This is a genomic window from Pseudomonas sp. zfem002, from assembly GCF_032621685.1.
Lineage (GTDB): Bacteria > Pseudomonadota > Gammaproteobacteria > Pseudomonadales > Pseudomonadaceae > Aquipseudomonas > Aquipseudomonas japonica.
The window spans coordinates 109,191-123,484 of the sequence record NZ_JAVYJH010000006.1 but is presented as its reverse complement, the minus strand read 5'-3'; the positions used below and the strand labels follow the sequence as shown (position 1 = coordinate 123,484).

Annotated in this window: 11 protein-coding genes; 5 read left to right on the top strand and 6 right to left on the bottom strand. The window is 64.8% G+C overall.

From position 1 onward, the window contains the following. Window positions 1-25: 25 nt before the first annotated feature. The 3 genes from RTI28_RS10395 to RTI28_RS10385 form a co-directional block, all read right to left on the bottom strand. Window positions 26-1,150 carry an ABC transporter ATP-binding protein gene (locus tag RTI28_RS10395; RefSeq protein WP_316920374.1) on the bottom strand — a complete coding sequence of 375 codons (1,125 nt, stop codon included), beginning with the start codon at window positions 1,148-1,150 and terminating at the stop codon, window positions 26-28. Between the two features lie 289 nt (window positions 1,151-1,439). Next, entirely contained in the window at window positions 1,440-2,069 is a 630-nt protein-coding gene (locus RTI28_RS10390; protein ID WP_316920373.1) for a response regulator transcription factor, read from the bottom strand. Window positions 2,070-2,084: 15 nt separating this feature from the next. After that, complete coding sequence (locus RTI28_RS10385) at window positions 2,085-4,475, bottom strand: PAS domain S-box protein (protein WP_316920372.1); 2,391 nt, start codon at window positions 4,473-4,475, stop codon at window positions 2,085-2,087. A gap of 94 nt (window positions 4,476-4,569) precedes the next feature. On the opposite strand from RTI28_RS10385, the gene RTI28_RS10380 reads away from it, so the two are divergent. Then, window positions 4,570-5,562, top strand: a complete 993-nt coding sequence (locus tag RTI28_RS10380; RefSeq protein ID WP_316920371.1) for an alpha/beta hydrolase family protein — start codon at window positions 4,570-4,572, stop codon at window positions 5,560-5,562. Here the strand turns inward: RTI28_RS10380 and RTI28_RS10375 are convergent. Genes RTI28_RS10375 through RTI28_RS10365 form a run of 3 tightly spaced genes read right to left on the bottom strand, consistent with a single transcriptional unit; the run spans window position 5,559 to window position 8,015 of the window. Further along, the gene (locus RTI28_RS10375; RefSeq protein ID WP_316920399.1) at window positions 5,559-6,320 is read right to left on the bottom strand and encodes a TerB family tellurite resistance protein; all 762 of its coding nucleotides are present in this window, start codon (window positions 6,318-6,320) and stop codon (window positions 5,559-5,561) included. The genes RTI28_RS10380 and RTI28_RS10375 overlap by 4 nt on opposite strands. 1 nt (window position 6,321) lies before the next feature. Continuing rightward, entirely contained in the window at window positions 6,322-6,993 is a 672-nt protein-coding gene (gene murU / locus RTI28_RS10370; RefSeq protein WP_316920370.1) for an N-acetylmuramate alpha-1-phosphate uridylyltransferase MurU, read from the bottom strand. Further along, window positions 6,990-8,015, bottom strand: coding sequence for an aminoglycoside phosphotransferase family protein (locus RTI28_RS10365; RefSeq protein WP_316920369.1), 1,026 nt, complete (start codon window positions 8,013-8,015; stop codon window positions 6,990-6,992). Before RTI28_RS10365 ends, murU begins: the two co-directional genes overlap by 4 nt. Window positions 8,016-8,287: 272 nt before the next feature. Between RTI28_RS10365 and RTI28_RS10360 the strand changes: the two genes are divergently transcribed. From RTI28_RS10360 to rsmA, 4 genes are read left to right on the top strand one after another with little or no spacing between them, the layout of a single operon-like run. Then, window positions 8,288-11,107 carry an LPS-assembly protein LptD gene (locus tag RTI28_RS10360; RefSeq protein WP_316920368.1) on the top strand — a complete coding sequence of 940 codons (2,820 nt, stop codon included), beginning with the start codon at window positions 8,288-8,290 and terminating at the stop codon, window positions 11,105-11,107. Then, on the top strand, window positions 11,088-12,404 hold the full coding sequence (surA, locus tag RTI28_RS10355; RefSeq protein ID WP_316920367.1) for a peptidylprolyl isomerase SurA: 1,317 nt from the start codon (window positions 11,088-11,090) through the stop codon (window positions 12,402-12,404). The genes RTI28_RS10360 and surA overlap by 20 nt, the downstream gene beginning before the upstream one ends. Then, window positions 12,401-13,390, top strand: coding sequence for a 4-hydroxythreonine-4-phosphate dehydrogenase PdxA (gene pdxA, locus RTI28_RS10350; protein WP_316920366.1), 990 nt, complete (start codon window positions 12,401-12,403; stop codon window positions 13,388-13,390). The genes surA and pdxA overlap by 4 nt, the downstream gene beginning before the upstream one ends. After that, window positions 13,387-14,193, top strand: coding sequence for a 16S rRNA (adenine(1518)-N(6)/adenine(1519)-N(6))-dimethyltransferase RsmA (gene rsmA, locus RTI28_RS10345; protein ID WP_042123911.1), 807 nt, complete (start codon window positions 13,387-13,389; stop codon window positions 14,191-14,193). The genes pdxA and rsmA overlap by 4 nt, the downstream gene beginning before the upstream one ends. Window positions 14,194-14,294 lie beyond the last annotated feature (101 nt).

Genomic DNA, 14,294 nt, shown 5'->3' with positions numbered 1-14,294 from the left:
AGTGCAGGGTGTTGGTTAGCAAACCTCAGTGGGCTTCCAGGAGTGGATCGAGCGCGCGGGCGTGCTCGACCTCCCAGCCCAGCGGTACCACGTCGCCCACGGCCAGCGCCGGGTCGAGTTCGGCGATCGGCTGCTTCACGAAGAAGTCGGCCTTGCCGCAGACTTCCAGACGGACCCGCACGTGGTCGCCCAGATAGATGAATTCGGCCACACGGCCGGAGAAGCGGTTGACACAGCTTTCGCTGTGGCCGTTGAGACGCACGCGCTCCGGACGCACCGACAGGGTCACCGGCTCGCCGGCCTCGCCGACGTTGATCGCCAGGGCCTCGACCTTCTCGCCACGGGCCAGGGCCACCTGGCAGCGATCGCCGTCGCGGCTGAGCAGGCGACCATTGATGCGGTTGTTCTCGCCGATGAAGTTGGCGACGAAGGTGTTCTTCGGCTCTTCGTAGAGGGTGCGCGGATCGGCGATCTGCTGGATCTCGCCCTGGTGGAACACTGCGACGCGGTCGGACATGGTCAGCGCCTCGCCCTGGTCGTGGGTCACGTAGACCACGGTCACGCCCAGGCGCTGGTGCAGGTGCTTGATCTCCATCTGCATGTGTTCGCGCAGCTGCTTGTCGAGGGCGCCGAGGGGTTCGTCCATCAAGACCAGCTGCGGCTCGAACACCAGTGCCCGGGCCAGGGCCACGCGCTGCTGCTGGCCGCCGGAGAGCTGGCCGGGATAGCGCTGGGCGAAGGCATCCAGCTGGACCATGTTGAGCACGCGCTTGACCCGCTCGCTGATGTCGGTCTTGCTCAGGTTGCGCACGCTGAGGGGGAAGGCCAGGTTTTCCGCCACGGTCATGTGCGGGAACAGCGCGTAGTTCTGGAACACCATGCCGATGTCGCGCTTGTGCGGCGGCACGTTGTTGATCGAACGACCGGCCAGCTTGATCTCGCCAGCGGTCGGCGTCTCGAAGCCGGCCAGCATCATCAGGCTGGTGGTCTTGCCCGAACCGGAAGGGCCGAGCAGGGTGAGAAACTCGCCCTTGCGGATATCCAGGTTGAGGTCTTTGACGATCAGCGACTCGCCGTCGTAGCTCTTCTGCACACCACGGAAGCTGACCAGCGTCTCGCTGGTCGCAGCGTTCGAATTGACCTCACTCATACCCGCACCTTTTTGTTGGATGACTGCTGTGATCCAAGCGTAGAGAAGGGTCGGGGTGGCGAAAATCGGGGGGGCTGAGAGATTCCTATCAGCCGGCTGGAAAGGTGCTTGTAGGGATTGCCCTACAAAGATGACGGTTTTAGATATGTGCCGTTGCTGATGGCCTCATCGCTGGCAACGCCAGCTCCCACAGGGTTCAGCAGCGCTGCGGATACTGTGGGAGCTGGCGTTGCCAGCGATGAGGCCCGCCCAGACGACATCAATCTTGCCGAGGTCGCTTCCAGAACACTCAGAGCAGCTTGTGCTCCATCGCATACTTCACCAGCTCCGCCAGCGACGTCACATTCAGCTTCTGCATCAGACGCGCCTTGTGCGTACTGATGGTCTTGTTGCTCAGCGCCAGCTGCTGGGCGATATCGTTGACGTTGGCGCCCTGGGCCAGGCGCTCGAACACCGAGAATTCGCGCTCCGACAGGAGCGAGTGCAGCGGCCGGGTATCGGTCAGGCCCACTTCGAAGACCATGCGGTCGGCCAGGTCCGGATCGATGTAGCGACCACCCCCGGCGACCCGGCGAATGGCGGTCAGCAGCAGCGCCGGGTCGCTGTCCTTGGTGGCGTAGCCGGCGGCGCCGACCTTCAGGGCGCGGGCCGCCATTTGCGCCTCGTCGTGCATCGACAGCACGAGGATCGCCGGCGGCGCGTTCAGCGCGCGAATCCGCGGGATCGCCTCGAGTCCGTTGACCCCAGGCATGGAGATGTCCAGCAGCACCACCTCGCACGGCGTATGCCGCAGCGCCTCGAGCAACTGCTCGCCATTGCCCGCCTCGCCCACCACCTGCATGTCCTTGGCCAGGCCGATCAGTTGCTTGATGCCCTCGCGCACGATGGTGTGGTCTTCTGCCACCAATACTCGAATCACTGTCGCGCTCCCGTTTCAATCCAGAGGAATTCGTACGCTCAGGCTGGTGCCCTCGCCCGGCTCACTTTCCAGGTGCATGTCACCGCCCAGCATCAACACCCGCTCACGCATGCCGACCAGCCCGAAGGAACTGCGCCGGGCATCGCTGTCGTCCACCCGGAAGCCGACGCCGTCATCGCTGACGCGCAGGCACAGCATCGCGCCTTCCAGGGTCAGGCTGATCTCCACAGTATGCGCGCGGGCATGACGCATGACGTTGGTCAGCACCTCCTGCAGCACGCGGAACAGCCCGGTGGCCTTGGCGTCGCTCAACGGCGGCAGGTGTTCCGGAACCTGCACCAGGCACGGAATCTGCGTACGCGCTTCGAAGCGACGGGCCTGCCATTCGATCGCCGAGGCGATGCCGGCGTCGAGAATCGGAGGACGCAGCGCGGTCGCCACATCGCGCACCAGCTGGAACAGCTGGGCGATCAGCTTCTTCATGCTGCCCAGGCGCTCGGTGAGCCCGGGGTCGAGGTCGGCATAGGCCAGCTCGCACATGGACGTTTCCAGCTTGAGTACGGTGAGCATCTGCCCCAGCTCGTCATGCACCTCGCGGGCGATTCGCGCCTTTTCCTCCTCGCGCACGCTCTCCAGGTGCGCGGCCAGCTCGCGCAGCTGTTCGCGGGAGCTGGCCAGTTCGAGCTCGACCTGCTTGCTCTGGGTGATGTCCCAGACGATACCGTCCCAGACCACCCGGCCATTGCTCAGGGTCCGCGCACTGGCCTTGATGTCGGCCCAGCGCTGTTCGCCCTGGCGAGTGAGGATCCGGCCTTGCCACGACCAGTCGCTGTCGCTGGCCAGGGCCTGGTCCTGGACCCGGTGATAGTCGGCCCGGTCGGCGCTGTGCACGAGGTTGCGCAAGCCCATTTCCGGGTCCTGGATCTCCGCCGGCGCGTAGCCGACCAGCGCCTCGCTGCCCTCGCTGATGTAGGGGAACTCCAACTCGTCGATACCCGGATCGCGCTCCAGGCGAAACACCAGTCCCGGCACGTTGGCGGCGATCCCCTTGAGCCGCGCCTCGCTCTCGCGCTGGGCCGCCTGGGCCCGGCGGCGCTCGCTGACGTCGGTGAGATAGACCACCAGGTATTCGGCATCGCGAAAGCGCAGGAAACTCAACGACACGTCCACCGGCAGCAGGCTGCCGTCGGCACGCAGCCACTGGGTTTCGAAGCGTTGCGCCGTCTCGACACTGGCCCGCGAGCGCTTCCACAGGTCCAGCCAGCGGTCCATGTGCAGTTGCGGCTCGAAGTCGATCAGCGGCCGCTCCAGCACTCCGCCAGGCGCATAGCCGAGCATGCTTTCCGCGGCGCGGTTGGCATAGCGCACATGGCTGTCCCAGTGCACCCAGAGAATGCCCACGGTGCTCTGGTCGAGGGAAAACTGGCTCAGCCGCAGGGCCTGCTCGCGGTCCAGGCGGCGGGCAATATCCTCCCGCGCGGCGAGCAGGCTGTGCTCGAGAAAGTGCTGCTGACGGCGCTGCCAGACCACGATCGCCACCGCGCTGAAAAACAGTGCGGCAAACAGCAGCGCAAGGTTCTGCCAGAAGCCCGGCGATTCGCTCAGGCGCGGGTACTTGGGTTGCAGCCAGCGCGTGTGCAATTCCTCCAGGTCCCGCGCCGATATCGCCTGCAGACCACGTTCGAGGATGTCTGCCAGCAGCGGCCAGTCGCGCCGCGAAGCCACCCGCAGCAGTTGGGGAAAACCGATGTCGCCGACCACAGCCAGCTCGCTGAATTCGCTTTCCCGGGACAAGCGGCTCAGTTGCGCCTCGTCCACCACCGCATAACGTGCCTGCTCGCCGACCACCAGTTGCAAGGCCTGGCGCTCGCCGGGAACGCCCTGCAGGTTGAGATTCGCGTAAGTCGCACGCAGGTAGTCGGCCACCGCACTGGGCATGCGCACGGCCACCCGCTCGATGTCGCCGATCTTCTCCACATCCACCATCACCGCGCCGCTGCGCTGGCCGACGATCAGTTGCGGCACGCGCATGTAGGGATCGCTGAACAACCACAGGCGCAGGCCCGCGGGGGTCTGGGTCAGGCCGGGGGCCAGGTCGATCTCGCCGGCGGCGAGGGCATGCTCCAGCTCGGCCTGGTCGGAGAAATTGCGCCAGGTCAGGTCCAGGCCGAGGTTGCGCGCGAGCATGTTCATCACCTCGACGTTGACCCCGGACAACTGCTGCAGGCGCCGGTCGAACTGGGCGAAGGGCGCCTGCAGGATCATCCCGACACGCAAGCTGCGGTGCTGCTCGAGCCACTGCTGCTGCGCCGGGCCCAGTTGCACGGTCGACGGCGCGGGGCCGGCCAGGACGATCAAGGGCAAGCACAGACAGCCGATAACCCACAGACGGCGCAAACGAATCATCTTGAATCTCGTCAATAGAAGGACGGCCGCCAAACGTGGCCGTCCCGGACAAATACCATTAGGCTGCCGGTATCATTCTGGCCTGGATCGATCAATGTTCTCACTTTATCGCACGACGCTTCCTGCGTTATGCCTGACCTTGATACTACCTTGTAGTGCCCATGCCGAGGATGGCAAAAAGCCAGAAACCGCCCCGGACGCCACCGCTCAGCGCCCTGCCCTGATCGAGCGCAACCAGGAAGACGCCCTTGCCCTGGAACGCCAGGTGCCCAAGGAAGAACAGCAGACCCTGCAAGCCGGCAGCGACACATTCCTGGCCTTGTGGAAGCCGGCCAACAGCCCGACACCGCAAGGTGTGCTGGTGATCCTCGCCGGTGCCGGTGAAAGCGCCGACTGGCCGAAGACCGTCGGCCCGCTGCGGCGTAAATTCCCCGATGCCGACTGGGGCACCCTGAGCCTGGCGCTGCCCGACCTGCTCACTGACAGCCCGGTGGCACGCAGCGAAAGCCCGGCGCCCGCAGCAAAGACCGAAGACACCAGCAAGGCGGCACCGGCCAAGGACACCCCGGCCGACGCCAATGCCAATATCGCCCAGGCCACCGCCGTGGAGAGCGAGACAGAAGCCAGCGACACCGCCAGCGCCGAGAACAGCGGCGACAACAGCGATGCCGAGCGCATCTTCGCCCGCCTCGACGCCGCCGTGGCCTACGCCCAGCAGCACAACGCGCGCAGCGTCGTGGTCCTCGGCAGCGGTACCGGTGCCTACTGGGCAACCCGCTACCTGAGCGAACGGCAGCCGGCGCAGGTACAGAAACTGGTGATGGTTTCGGTGCAGACGCCAGTCAAGGCCGAGCGCAGCCTGGACAGCCTGACCGCCACTCTGAAAGTGCCGACCGCCGACTTCTACTACAACGACCAGGGATCGGCCCGTCAGGCGGCGAAGCAGCGTCTGCAGGCCAGCAAGCGAATGAAGGACAGCGACTACAAGCAGGTCGCCCTGACCGCCATGCCCGGCAACCGCTCCGCGGAACAGGAGCAGTTGTTCAGGCGGATTCGTGGCTGGCTGAGCCCTAGCGAGATCGATTAGAAATCGCGGTGCTTGCGGATGATGGCGTAGGCCTGGTGCAGTTCGCGGGTGCGCTCGGTCGCCTCGCGGACCCTGGCCGGGCTGGCGCCGCTGCCCTGCAGCTTGTCCGGATGGTTGCGGCTGATCAGGCGCCGATAGGCCTGCTTGACCTCGCCTGAACCGGTGTCCGTGGTCACACCCAGCAGGCGCAGGGCCTCGGCATAACTGCCCGGTCCTTCCAGCGCGGCCTTGCGCGGCTCGTAGTCGCCCGCCAGGGCCTGCACTTTGGCCGCCGACCAGCCCAGTTGCCGGCCCCAGTGCAGCAGCAATTCCCGCTCGTCACGCCCGGCACGACCGTCGGCCCAGGCCATCCGGCAACAGGCGCGCAATACCCCTTCGGCGGCATGCGGCTGCAGCTTCAGGCGTTGCAGATGCCCGTCGACCTTCTCGCGCCCGGCCTTGCCGAGGTTGAACGCGGCGATGGCTCTCTGCCGGGCGAGGTCCTTCATTTCCAGACGCTGCATTTCCTGGCGTGCCTGCTGGATATGCGCCTCGACGACGCGACCATCGCTTTTCGCCAGGCGTCCCAGCAGGACGAACAGCACCTCGTCGTCGCGCAGAACCGGACGACCGCCGAGTTTTTCCCGCAGATGCGCCCAGCTGTGCAACTGCAAACGGCGGTCCATCGCCTGCCCGAGCAGGGCTCCCAACAGCGCGCCAGGAATGCTGGCGATAGCGAAGCCGGCACCGGCTCCGATCACTGTGCTCGGCCACAGCATGTCAGCGGCGCTCGGCGAGCAGGCGCTCGACTTCGGCAAGACGCTCCAGGGTGCCGACATCCACCCAGTGCCCACGGAAATGCTCGCCGCTGACCCGGCCAGCGGCCATGGCCTGGCGCAACAGCGGGGCGAGCTTGAACGCGCCCGCCTGGCAGCCGGCGAACAGCGCCGGGTCGAGCACCGAGATACCGCTGAAGGTCAGGGTGTCTGGGGCGCCGGCGCCATCCTCGACCTGATCGCCTGCGAGGCGGAAGTCTCCAGCACCGTGATGCCCCGGGTTGTCCACCAGCACCAGGTGCGCCAGGCCATGCAACGGCTGACGCAGACGGGCGAAGTCGTAATCGGTCCAGATATCGCCGTTGACCAGCAGGAACGGCGCCTCCCCCAGCAACGGCAGTGCCTTGAAGATGCCGCCGCCGGTTTCCAGGGGTTCGCCTTCCGGCGAGAAGCGGATACTCAGGCCCCAGCGCGAGCCGTCGCCGAGATGATCCTCGATCTGCTGGCCCAGCCAGGCATGGTTGATCACCACCTCGGTAAAGCCCGCCGCAGCCAGGGCTCGCAGGTGATACTCGATCAGCGGCACGCCCGCCACCGGCACCAGCGGCTTGGGCGTATGCAGGGTCAGCGGACGCATCCGCTCACCCTTGCCCGCCGCGAGGATCATCGCCTTCATGGGCGCGCCTCCACCGCCGGGCGCAGGCTGGCGAGCAGCTCACCCAGCTCGGCCAGCTCCGGCCGTCGGGAAATCACTTCATCTATATAGGCAAAGAAGCGCGGCACATCGCCCAGGTAGCGCGGCTTGCCATCGCGGTGGCAGATGCGGGCGAAGATGCCGATCACTTTCAGGTGACGCTGCACGCCCATCAGGTCGCTGGCGCGGTGGAAGTCCTCGAAGTCGGCCTGGACCGGAATGCCCGCCGCCCGGGCACGTTGCCAGTAGTCACGCAGCCAGCCGGCGACCCGCGCCTGCGGCCAGCTGAGGAAGGCATCCTTGAACAGGCAGGTAATGTCGTAGGTGACCGGACCGTAGACGGCGTCCTGGAAATCCAGCACACCCGGGTTCGGCACGCTGCGCATCAGGTTGCGCGGCATGTAGTCGCGGTGCACCAGCACCTTCGGCTGGGCCAGGGCGCTGTCGATCAGCAGCGCGCTGACCCGCCGCCAGGCGGCGGCCTGCCGTTCGTCGAAGCGCTGCGCCAACTCGCGGCCGACGTACCACTCGGGGAACAACTCCAGCTCGCGGCGCAGCAGGGCCGTGTCATAGCTGGGCAATGGTGCATCCAGTGGCAAACGCTGGAACGCCAGCAATGCATCGATGGCATCGTGGAACAAGGCGTCGGCATTGCCGGCGTCGATCACGTCGAGGTAGGTCTGGTTGCCCAGGTCGCTCAGCAGCAGGAAGCCGCGCTCCAGGTCTTCGCCGTGGATCACCGGCACATTGACCCCGGCGCTGGCCAGCAGGCGGGCGATGTCGACGAAGGGACGGCAGTTTTCCTGGGGCGGAGGCGCATCCATGATGATGAAACTGCGACCATCGGCCTGCCAGCGGAAGTAACGGCGAAAACTCGCGTCGCTGCTGGCGGCGGTCAGGCTGGCCGCGGGCACCGGCCCCCAGCCCTGCGCGCGGAACAGGTTGGCCAGTTGCTCGTCGAGCCAGGCGGTGAGGTGCTGCAGGCGTACATCGTGATCGGGCATTGCAAGGGTCTCCGACGGCCCCGGACTGGATATGGAATGTATTCGGACGCAGGCCGGGCAAGGCGAATACAGACGAGGAAGCGGAGTTTACTGGTTGTAAATGCGCATTCCGAGCCTGTTTTCATCGCTGTATCGGCGACTGGGATGCATTTCTTAGAGAGCCTAGCCGTCAAGCGGGGCATGCTTTATCATCCAGCATCTTTTTCAGACCATCGAGAGGCGTGCGGCCCCACACGCGGGCAGATGGCACGCAGGAAGCCCGGACTAATAAGATGGCATTGAAATCCCCCGCGTTTCGTAAAAAATTCCCGTTGCTGGTCACCGGCGGTCTGCTGGCGCTGCAACCTCTGGCCACGTCGTACGTGGTGGCCGCCGAGCAGTTCGACTGCCAGGTTTCCGCATCCGGCGGATGGGACTGCAAACCCAAGACCAACGCCGCCACCCTGCCACCCCGCCCGATCCATGATGGCGCGGCGGTGAGCTCGGCCAATGCCACGCCGGAACAGGCCGGCAGCGCCGAGGACAACGGTCCCAAGCCAGTCCTGGTCACCGAGGCCAAGGGCCGTGGTCTGAAATCCCGCAGTGCCGACTACAGCCACCTGGACTGGGTGCCTCGCGAGAAGCTGACCGCAGCCCAGCTCGCCGAAGCCGGTCCGTACTGCGCCGGCGCCTATATCGAACCGACCCGTCCGGGCATGAGCGACGACACGCCGAAGGACGAAGCGCCGACCTTCATCGGTGCCAAGGTTTCCCGCTACCAGCAGGAGCAGCAGATTGCCACCCTCGCCGGTGACGTGGTCATGCGCCAGGGCAGCATGCAGGTCGAGGCCGACGAGGCCAACCTCTACCAGGCCGAGAACCGCGGCGAGCTGAGCGGCAACGTGAAGATCCGCGACAACGGCTCGCTGGTCGTCGGTGACCACGCCGACATCCAGCTCGACACGGGCGAGGCCAAGGTCGACAACGCCGAATACGTGATGCACAAGTCTCGCGTGCGCGGCAGCGCCCTGTACGCCAAGCGTGCCGAGAACGCCATCATCCGCCTGAAGGACGGTACCTACACCACCTGTGAGCCGAACAGCAACGCCTGGGAGCTCAAGGGCAACAACATCACCCTGAACCCGGCTACCGGTTTCGGTACCGCGACCAACGTCACCCTGCGGGTCAAAGATATTCCGGTGCTCTACACCCCGTATATCTACTTCCCGATCGACGACCGTCGCCAGTCCGGCTTCCTGCCACCGTCGTTCAGCACCAGCAGCGACACCGGCTTCATGCTGGTCACGCCGTACTACTTCAACCTCGCGCCGAACTACGACGCCACCCTCTATCCCCGCTACATGGCCAAGCGTGGCCTGTTGATGGAAGGTGAATTCCGCTACCTGACCGAGTCCAGCGAAGGCCAGTTCGGTGGTGCCTGGCTGAACGACCGGGAAGACGAACGCAAGCTGCAGACCGACTACAAAGATCAGCGCTGGATGGTCAACTGGCAGCACAAGGGCGGCCTCGACGAGCGCCTGATGGCCGAAGTCGACTACACCGATATCAGTGACCCGTTCTACTTCCAGGATCTGGAAACCGACCAGATCGGTGTCGAACAGCGCGACTTCATCAACCAGCAGGGCCAGCTGACCTACCGCGGCGACAACTACACCGCCGGGTTGAATGTCCAGGCGTTCGAGCTGGCGACCATTTCGCAGATCACGCCTTATGATCGTCTGCCGCAGGTCACTTTCAACGGCATGCTGCCTTATCATCCCGGCGGATTCGAGTTCAGCTACAAAACCGAAGCCGTGCGGTTCGACCGCGACCTGAGAGATGATCTGGTAAGGAAGAAAGACGGTGAGCTGGACGATTCTCTCGGTACCCCGGGCAAGCGCCTTGACGAGAACATCTTCGGCGTAGCGCGCGCAAACGGCACCCGCCTCAATGCCGCGCCGATGATCAGCTTGCCGATGAAAGCCAGTTATGGGTTCCTGACTCCATCGGTCAAGTATGTCTCCACGTACTATGACCTGGATCTGGACGCGAAGGGCAAACGCGATCTCGCTGGAGCAAGCGCGGAAACGCTGCGACTCCAGGGTGACTTCAGCGGTACCCAGACCCGTAATGTGCCGATCTTCAGTGTCGACAGCGGCCTGTACTTCGACCGTCAGACCCAATGGTTCGGCAAGAACTACAACCAGACCCTCGAACCGCGCCTCTACTACCTGTATGTGCCTTATGAGAATCAGAGCGACATCCCGCTCTTTGATACCAGCGAATCCCTGTTCAACTTCGCTTCGTTGTTCCGGGACAATCGCTTCAGTGGCTCCGACCGCATCGGCGACGAGAACAAGCTGTCCCTGGGCGTGACCAATCGCTGGATCGAGGAAAACGGCTTCGAGCGCCAGCGCTTCAGCATTGGCCAGGCCGTGTACTTCAAGGATCGCAAGGTTCAACTGCCAGGCATCGACTACCGTACTCGCGCCGATGCCAAGTCGGACGTTTCGCCATACGCGCTGGAATACGAATACCGCTTCAACCGCGACTGGCGCTTCAACTCCGACTTCAACTGGGACCCGGACAGCCGCAGCACCCGCTCGGGCAGCGCGATGTTCCACTACCAGCCGGAAGACAACGTCAACAAGATCGTCAACCTGGGTTATCGCTATCGCAACGACACCGTGTCCTTCAACAGCACGACCGGCCAGTGGCAGGTTGGCGGCGGGGACTACGGCAGCCCGGGCGATCCGAACTACATCAAGGACTACTACAAGATCCAGCAGCATGACTTCTCGGTCATGTGGCCGATCGTTCCACGGTGGACCGCGATCGCTCGCTGGCAGCACGACTACAACCGCAATCGCACCCTGGAAGCCTTCGGTGGTTTCGAATACGACAACTGCTGCTGGAAGCTGCGCCTGATCAACCGCTACTGGGTTGACTATGACGACTTCAGCCAGGCAACCCCGCAAAACGAAAAAGGCGACCACGGCGTCTTCCTGCAGATCGTGCTGAAAGGCCTCGGTGGCGTAGTGGGCAACAAGGTCGAGAGTTTCCTCGACACCGGCATTCAAGGTTACCGTACACGTGAAGACCAAGCTTATTGATTGTCTGCGCCCGCTGATGCTGGGCGCCGTAATGCTGAGCAGCACTGCGCACGCCGCGGTGCAGCCCCTCGACAAGATCGTCGCCATCGTCGACAACGACGTGGTCATGCAGAGCCAACTGGACCAGCGCGTCCATGAGGTACAGCAGACCATCGCCAAGCGCGGTGGCGCGGTGCCGCCGACCAGCGTGCTCGACCAGCAAGTGCTGGAGCGGCTGATCGTCGAGAACCTGCAACTGCAGATCGGCGAGCGTTCCGGCATCCGCATCACCGATGAAGAGCTCAACCAGGCCATCGGCACCATCGCCCAGCGCAACAACATGAGCCTGGAGCAGTTCCGCGCTGCCCTGGCCCATGATGGTCTGTCGTTCAATGACGCCCGCGAGCAGGTACGTCGCGAGATGATCATCAGCCGCGTGCGCCAGCGCCGCGTCGCCGAGCGTATCCAGGTCTCCGAGCAGGAAGTGAAGAACTTCCTCGCCTCCGATCTGGGCAAGATGCAGCTGTCGGAAGAATACCGCCTGGCCAACATCCTGATCCCGACGCCGGAAAGCGCCAACTCCACCACGATCCAGGCCGCAGCACGCCAGGCCGGCGAGATCTACCAGCAGCTCAAGCAGGGGGCCGACTTCGCGCAACTGGCCATCGCCCGTTCGGGTAGCGAAACCGCGCTGGAAGGCGGCGAGATGGGCTGGCGCAAAGCCGCTCAGCTGCCACCTCCGTTCGATCGCATGCTCAGCTCCATGGCTGTCGGTGACGTCACCGAGCCGGTTCGTACGCCGGGCGGTTTCATCATCCTCAAGCTCCAGGAAAAACGCGGCGGCCAGACCCAACTGCGTGATGAGGTGCATGTTCGCCACATCCTGATCAAGCCGAGCGAGATCCGCAGCGAAGCCGAAACCAAGGTCCTCGCCCAGCGCCTGTACGATCGCATCCAGGCTGGCGAAGACTTCGCCGAGCTGGCAAAGAGCTTCTCCGAAGACCCGGGCTCCGCGCTCAACGGCGGCGATCTGAACTGGATCGATCCGAACGCTCTGGTACCGGAGTTCCGCGAAGTCATGGCCAATGCGCCTCAGGGCCAGGTGTCCAAGCCGTTCCAGACCCAATACGGCTGGCACGTACTGGAAGTCCTCGGCCGCCGCGCCACCGACAGCACCGCCCAGGCCCGTGAGCAACAGGCCATGAACGTACTGCGCAACCGCAAGTACGACGAAGAGCTGCAAAGCTGGCTGCGTCAGATTCGCGACGAAGCCTATGTGGAAATCAAGCTTCCTGGCGCCGACCAGGCCGCCCAGTGAAACCGCAGCGCTTCGCCCTCACTCCCGGCGAACCCGCAGGCATAGGTCCCGACCTGTGCCTGCTGCTCGCCTCGCAAGCCCAGCCTTACCCCTTGATAGCCATCACCAGCCGTGACCTGCTCGCCGAGCGGGCCACCCAGCTGGGTGTGGCCGTCACGCTGCTGCCGGTCAGTCCCGATGCCTTCCCCGACAAGCCCGCCGAGCCCGGCAGCCTGTATGTCTGGGATACGCCGCTGGCGCACCAGGCAGTCGCTGGCACGCTGGACAAGGCCAATGCCGCCTTCGTCCTGGAAACCCTCACCCGCGCCGGACAGGGCTGTCTGGACGGGCATTTCGCCGGCATGATCACCGCCCCCGTCCACAAAGGCGTGATCAACGAAAGCGGCATCGCTTTCTCCGGACACACCGAATTCCTCGCCGAGCTGACCAACACCGCCCAGGTGGTGATGATGCTCGCCACCCGCGGCCTGCGCGTCGCCCTGGTCACCACCCACCTGCCCCTGCGCGACGTCGCCGATGCCATCACCGTCGAACGCCTGGAGCGGGTCACGCGGATCCTGCATGCCGATCTGCAACAGAAGTTCGGCATCGCCCAGCCACGCATCCTGGTCTGCGGACTCAACCCGCATGCCGGTGAAGGCGGTCACCTGGGACGCGAGGAAATCGACATCATCGAGCCCACACTGGAACGCCTGCGCGCCGAAGGCATGGACCTGCGCGGCCCGTTGCCGGCCGATACCCTGTTTACCCCCAAATATCTGGAGCACTGCGACGCGGTGCTGGCGATGTACCACGACCAGGGCCTGCCCGTGCTCAAGTTCAAGGGCTTCGGCGCTGCACTGAATGTCACCCTCGGCCTGCCGATCATCCGCACCTCGGTGGATCACGGCACAGCCCTGGACCTTGCCGGCACCGGCAGGATCGACACCGGCAGCCTGCAGGTCGCCCTGGAAACCGCCTACCAGATGGCCGAGACCCGACTATGACCGAGCAATACCAACACCGGGCGCGCAAGCGCTTCGGTCAGAACTTCCTGCACGACGCTGGCGTGATCGACCGCATCCTGCGCGCGATCAATGCCAAGGCCGGCGAGCACATCCTCGAAATCGGCCCGGGCCAGGGCGCCCTCACCGAGGGCGTGCTGGGCAGCGGCGCGCAACTCGACGTGGTCGAGCTCGACAAGGACCTGGTACCGATCCTCAATCGGCAATTCGCCAGCCGCGATAATTTCCGCCTGCATCAGGGCGACGCTCTGAAATTCGACTTCACCACCCTCGGCGCCGCCCCACGCTCGCTGCGGGTGGTTGGCAACCTGCCGTACAACATCTCCACCCCGCTGATTTTCCACCTGCTGGACAACGCCGAACTGATCCGCGACATGCACTTCATGCTGCAGAAGGAAGTGGTCGAGCGCCTGGCGGCGGGCCCCGGTGGTGGTGACTGGGGGCGCCTGTCGATCATGGTGCAGTACCACTGCCGGGTGGAGCATCTGTTCAACGTCGGCCCCGGGGCATTCAATCCGCCGCCGAAGGTGGACTCGGCGATCGTGCGCCTGGTGCCTCACGAGGTCCTGCCGTTCCCGGCCAAGGACCACCGCCTGCTCGAACGCATCGTCCGCGAGGCGTTCAACCAGCGTCGCAAGACCCTGCGCAACACCCTGAAGGCCCTGCTCGGCAGCGACGCCATCGAAGCCGCCGGCGTCGACGGCAGCCTGCGCCCCGAGCAACTCGATCTGGCTGCCTTCGTCCGCCTGGCGGACAAGCTGGCCGAACAGTCCCCCGCCAAGTGAATCCTCAGCCGGGCCAGCCTCTCCACGAGGCTGGCCCGCTGCCCCGCCGATGGCCTAGACTGACCCCCAAAAATCGAAACATCCGTTCGTCTTGAAGGCTC

Coding starts and splice junctions, on each gene's coding strand:
- RTI28_RS10395 (WP_316920374.1), bottom strand. CDS start 1,150: ATGAGTGAGGTCAATTCGAACGCTGCGACCAGCGAGACGCTGGTCAGC.
- RTI28_RS10385 (WP_316920372.1), bottom strand. CDS start 4,475: ATGATTCGTTTGCGCCGTCTGTGGGTTATCGGCTGTCTGTGCTTGCCC.
- RTI28_RS10380 (WP_316920371.1), top strand. CDS start 4,570: ATGTTCTCACTTTATCGCACGACGCTTCCTGCGTTATGCCTGACCTTG.
- RTI28_RS10375 (WP_316920399.1), bottom strand. CDS start 6,320: ATGCTGTGGCCGAGCACAGTGATCGGAGCCGGTGCCGGCTTCGCTATC.
- murU (WP_316920370.1), bottom strand. CDS start 6,993: ATGAAGGCGATGATCCTCGCGGCGGGCAAGGGTGAGCGGATGCGTCCG.
- RTI28_RS10365 (WP_316920369.1), bottom strand. CDS start 8,015: ATGCCCGATCACGATGTACGCCTGCAGCACCTCACCGCCTGGCTCGAC.
- RTI28_RS10360 (WP_316920368.1), top strand. CDS start 8,288: ATGGCATTGAAATCCCCCGCGTTTCGTAAAAAATTCCCGTTGCTGGTC.
- rsmA (WP_042123911.1), top strand. CDS start 13,387: ATGACCGAGCAATACCAACACCGGGCGCGCAAGCGCTTCGGTCAGAAC.